The 4,986-nt window shown below is 52.0% G+C and carries 5 protein-coding genes; 1 reads left to right on the forward strand and 4 read right to left on the reverse strand.

What is annotated here, in order from left to right; all coding sequences use genetic code 11:
* Positions 1-89: 89 nt before the first annotated feature.
* On the forward strand, positions 90-1,784 hold the full coding sequence (locus HWQ67_RS12885; RefSeq protein ID WP_255317268.1) for a DNA methyltransferase: 1,695 nt from the start codon (positions 90-92) through the stop codon (positions 1,782-1,784).
* Between the two features lie 24 nt (positions 1,785-1,808).
* Here HWQ67_RS12885 and HWQ67_RS12890 read toward each other — a convergent pair whose 3' ends face one another.
* The 4 genes from HWQ67_RS12890 to rpmE are packed head-to-tail and all read right to left on the reverse strand — an operon-like array spanning position 1,809 to position 4,703.
* A complete protein-coding gene (locus tag HWQ67_RS12890) occupies positions 1,809-2,477 on the reverse strand; it encodes an L-threonylcarbamoyladenylate synthase (protein WP_218253097.1) in 669 nt (222 codons plus the stop codon).
* Positions 2,478-2,523: 46 nt separating this feature from the next.
* Positions 2,524-3,594: a peptide chain release factor 1 gene (gene prfA / locus HWQ67_RS12895; RefSeq protein WP_218253098.1), complete on the reverse strand. Its 1,071-nt coding sequence runs from the start codon at positions 3,592-3,594 to the stop codon at positions 2,524-2,526.
* On the reverse strand, positions 3,591-4,475 hold the full coding sequence (locus HWQ67_RS12900; protein ID WP_218253099.1) for a DUF1385 domain-containing protein: 885 nt from the start codon (positions 4,473-4,475) through the stop codon (positions 3,591-3,593). Before HWQ67_RS12900 ends, prfA begins: the two co-directional genes overlap by 4 nt.
* Before the next feature lie 18 nt (positions 4,476-4,493).
* Positions 4,494-4,703: a 50S ribosomal protein L31 gene (rpmE, locus tag HWQ67_RS12905; RefSeq protein ID WP_218253100.1), complete on the reverse strand. Its 210-nt coding sequence runs from the start codon at positions 4,701-4,703 to the stop codon at positions 4,494-4,496.
* Positions 4,704-4,986 lie beyond the last annotated feature (283 nt).

Genomic DNA, 4,986 nt, shown 5'->3' on the forward strand with positions numbered 1-4,986 from the left:
CTTTCGCAGGAATGACAGTTACAGGCGTTTTCCAAGTGTGTCATTCCTGGCTTGACCAGGAATCCCTGATGCATAAAAGCATAGTTACCATGAAATATAAAGAGGATACCATTTTTCTAACAAGAACAAAGGCAAAGGTTTTTCGTGTGGACAAGATAATTGAGGCTGGAAATGATCCTGAGAGAAAAGGTGCATTTAATTACGAAGGAAAAGACTATTTCCCTCCTATTGGAAAAATTTGGCGTGGAAAACCTGAGCAAATGGAAAAGCTAAAATTAGCAGAGCGTGTTATTAAGACGAATGAAGGTTTTGGATTTCGTTTTTTTATAGATGATTTCCCTATTATAGAGATTACAAACCTTTGGGAAGATACTGCCGGTAATATTAAAGATATGCGTTATGTTGTTGAAACCAATCCAAAAGTCATTCAACGTTGCCTCCTGATGTCCACCGATCCGGGCGACATCGTCCTTGACCCCACGTGCGGCAGCGGGACGACTGCATACGTTGCCGAGCAGTGGGGACGCCGCTGGATTACCATCGACACCTCCCGTGTTGCCCTCGCCCTTGCACGCACACGACTGATGTCTGCACGATATCCGTACTACTACCTGGCGGATACGCGGGAGGGAGTCGAAAAGGAAGCGGAGATCACCGGTAAGCCGTCCCTATCCGTGCCCAGTACCGAGGGGGATATCAAAAAGGGGTTCGTCTACAGGCGTGTCCCGCATATCACCCTGAAATCAATCGCCAATAATCCCGATATCAAGGAGGGCATGTCCCGGCAGGAGATTGACGCCGCTATCGCCCGACATGCGGATATGGAAATCCTCTACGACCAACCCTACGAGGACAAGAAACGCATCCGCGTTGCCGGCCCTTTTACCGTCGAGAGCCTATCACCCCACCGCATAATCAATCCAGACGATGAAGCCCCAACGTCTGAGACCCAAGGACGAAAGACCGACAGCAACGGACAGTTCGTAACCCTGATCATCGAAAACCTAAAAAAAGCAGGCGTGCAAAATACTAAACTAAATCAACGCCTTAGATTCGACCACCTTGCCTCATACGCCGGGATATGGATAAACGCATCAGGTACCTATACGGAGAATGACAAGAGCAGGCGTGTTGCTATAACAATCGGCCCGGAGCATGGCACCGTGGGGCCTGAGCTGGTGAAGGAGGCGGCAAAGGAGGCCGTTCAGGGATTGGGGTTTGATCTGCTGATAGTGTGTGGCTTTGCCTTTGACCCGCATGTCTACGAGGAAGTAAAGAGATATAGAAACTTAACCGTTCTCCCCGCTAAAATGAACCCGGACCTGACAATAGGAGGTGATCTGCTTAAAAAGACCGGCACAGGAAATCTCTTCATGGTCTTTGGTGAACCTGATATAGAGATCAAGACCGAAAATGGAAAGGTTATGGTGACAATAAAAGGCCTGGATATCTACGACCCCACAACCGGAGAGATCCGCAGCAACTCCACGGATGACATAGCGTGTTGGTTTATCGACACCAATTACAACGGCGAGAGCTTCTTTGTCCGTCACGCATACTTTACGGGTGCGGACAAACCATATGAGAGGCTTAAAAATGCCCTCCGCACAGATATAGACGAAGCCGCATGGTCAAGTGTTTACTCCACGGAAAGCCGTCCGTTTGAGAGACCGCAGACCGGCAAGATTGCCGTAAAGGTGATAAATCATTACGGAGATGAAGTGTTAAAGGTCTATGATATGCATCTTTCTGCCTTCATAACGATGCCCTCTCTGCGCATGTAACGGATACACAGCACTTTAATGGGGTCAAGGGGGCTGGCCCCCTTGCAGGGGAGGTCTGAGGAGGGGGCGGAGCCGCCCTCCTTCTTTTTTCTCGAGTTGTACCCGCCCCTGCCTGATGACCTTTAGCATTCCCCCTGCAACATCAACGATCGTGGATGGTAGCCCCCCGCTGGTGGTGCCGCCGTCTATTATGACGTCTATGCCGTGACCAAAGTACGCCAGAACCTCCGATGCCGTTGTGGGTGGTGGCATCCCGGATATATTGGCGCTGGTGGCCGTGATGGCAAAGGCAGCAGAGCGGGCAAGCTCCAAGGCAAAGGACTCAGCCGGCAAGCGAATGGCAACCTTGTCGTTTGCACCCACGATGTAGGGGGAGAGTCCGTCCACTGCCTCAAAGAGGACCGTCAGGGGGCCGGGCCAATGCTCCAACATCAGTTGTCTGTGCAACTCTGTTATGCCCCTGACAAGTGCATCGAGTTGATGCTGATGACCGATTATCAGCGGGAAGGGCTTGTTGGCGGGTCTGTTTTTGAGGTCGTAGAGGCGCCGGAGGGCATCGGCGTTGTCGTAGCGTACCCCCAGACCATAGAAGGTCTCCGTGGGATAGGCGACGACCTTGCCGGCGTTTAATGCCTCAATGGCCGCCCTGAGCGTCTCTCGGGGGTCGTTGTGGGCAAGGCTCAACTGCAACACAGAACATATCCGGATTCAACGACAGAGGTGTGGCAAACTGGCGGATTTATATTGACATCTCCTGGAGTTTTTTGGCCTCAAAGTGTGTGCTGAGAGTGTCGATGATCTCATCCATGTCGCCCTCAAGCACGAGTGCGAGCTTGTGTAGGGTCAGGCCGACGCGGTGGTCTGTTACACGATTCTGGGGGAAGTTGTATGTCCTGATACGTTCGCTCCTGTCGCCGGAGCCAACCTGTGACTTGCGAGTGTCGGCGCGTTGTCGTTCGGCCTTTTCGATCTCCATGTCGTAGAGCCTCGAGCGCAGGACCTTCATGGCCTTGATCTTGTTTTTCAACTGCGAACGCTCATCCTGACACTGGACGGTTACTCCGGTGGGGATGTGCACGATTCGGATGGCCGAGTACGTGGTGTTGACGCCCTGTCCGCCGGGACCCGAGGAACAGAAGGTGTCTATGCGGAGGTCCTTTTCGTCTATCTTGAGGTCTACCTCTTCGGCCTCAGGCAAGACGGCAACCGTGGAGGCGGAGGTGTGTATCCTCCCCGATGCTTCGGTCAGGGGCACGCGCTGAACCCTGTGCACGCCGCTTTCGTATTTGAGGCGACTGTAGGCCCCCCGGCCCGTAATGGAGGCCACGATCTCCTTGAGGCCGCCTATGCCCGTGGGGTTGGAGTCTATGACGTCAACCTTCCAGTGTCTGAGCTCGGCATAGCGCGTGTACATCCGAAACAGGTCGGTGACAAACAGTGCGGCCTCATCCCCGCCGGTACCGGCACGGATTTCTATCACCACGTTGCGCTCATCGCGTGGGTCCCTGGGGATGAGCATGGTCTTGAGGTTGTCTTCGATGACAGGCCTCTTGCCCTTGAGTTCCTCGAATTCCTCACGCGCAAGCTCCCTGAGGTCAACATCGGTTGTGGCCCTGATGATGTCCTCGGCATCTTCCATGTCGCAGAGCATCTTGCGGTACTCCTGTATCTTGTCAATGAGGGGTTTTAGCTCGCTGCTTTCCTTTGAGTAGCGGAGAAAATCCTTCTGAGAGCTTATGATACCGGGATCGGAGAGTTTCAGGGTTATTTCGTTGTACTTATCTTCTATGGTCTTGAGTTTCTCTATCATTTCTCAGCACCTGCCGTTGGAACTACCTCCATTAATGCCCTGAGGGCAACCTCTATTTGTTTTTCGTCGGGTTCTTTGGTTGTTATGTACTGGAGCATCAGGCCGGGTTGGATTAGGAGACGTACCAGCGGGTTTTTGCTCAACCGTGCCGATAGCTTCAGTATCTCATAGGACGTACCGGCTATCAACGGGATTAGGACAAGCCTCGAACCAAACTTCATGTAGAACGCCCACTCTTTGGGGATTACCGAAAAAATAAGCATACTCAGGATCATGACGATAAAGAGAAAACTCGTCCCACACCGCGGATGATACCGGCTGAAACTGCGCACTGCCTCCACTGCCATGCTGCCTCCGGCCTCATAGGCAAAGATGACCTTGTGCTCTGCCCCGTGATACTCAAAGACGCGCCTCATCTCCTTCCAGCACCCAACGGCAAAAACGTATGCCACAAAAAACACCACCCTTATCACGCCATCAACCATGTTAAACATCAGCGAACTCTCAGCCACGATAGGAAATACCAGCCCTATCAGTTTGGTCAGGTACAGCGGCAGGAACAGAAACAGTCCAATTCCCAGTAGCAGAGAAAACCCGATGGTCATCCCCATGGCGGTGGGACTGAGAGGCTCTTGTCCTTCCTCTTCGTAAGCCTTGTTGGCCGAATAGTCCAGCGCCTTGATGCCCAGCGCCACGGACTGAAACAGCGCTACAACCCCACGTACCAGCGGCAACTTAAGCACCTTTGGCAGCGGATTGAGGCGTTCGCTCTTTACATGTATAACGCCCTGTCTGTCCCTGACTGCCACAGACCACAGGGTGCCGGACTTCATCATCACGCCCTCTATTACTGCCTGTCCACCTACTTGCAAGGGGTTCATCGACCTTCTTGTCCTCTCTTACTTTGACTGTACATGAGCGTACTTTTTCCTGAATTTTTCGACCCTGCCCTCGGCATCCACTATCTTCTGCTTACCCGTGTAGAACGGGTGACACTTCGAGCATATGTCAACCGATATGACCGGCCTAACCGACTTGGTCGTAAAGACCTCTCCACATGCACAGTTGACCTTCGATTCCTTATAGTTTGGGTGTATCCCTTCTTTCAACGCATACCTCCTTTATAGGTTTTAGCTTTATTATAACATATGATTGGCAAATTATAAAGACAGCGAACTGCCTCATCTAAAATCTATACGAAACAATACCCGTTGCCTCACATAAAAATCTATACGAAATTATAATAAACCTCATATATAGCAGATTTCGATTGGGTTAAATACAAAATACGTGGCATACGGGGTCAAGGGGACTTCTTAGTGCCAGGGGCGGGTGCGACTTTCAGCCAGGGGTTGCCAACCCCCCCGCTGCGACAAGATTGCGGCTCGCCCC

The organism is Candidatus Magnetobacterium casense, assembly GCF_019173545.1.
GTDB lineage: Bacteria > Nitrospirota > Thermodesulfovibrionia > Thermodesulfovibrionales > Magnetobacteriaceae > Magnetobacterium > Magnetobacterium cryptolimnobacter.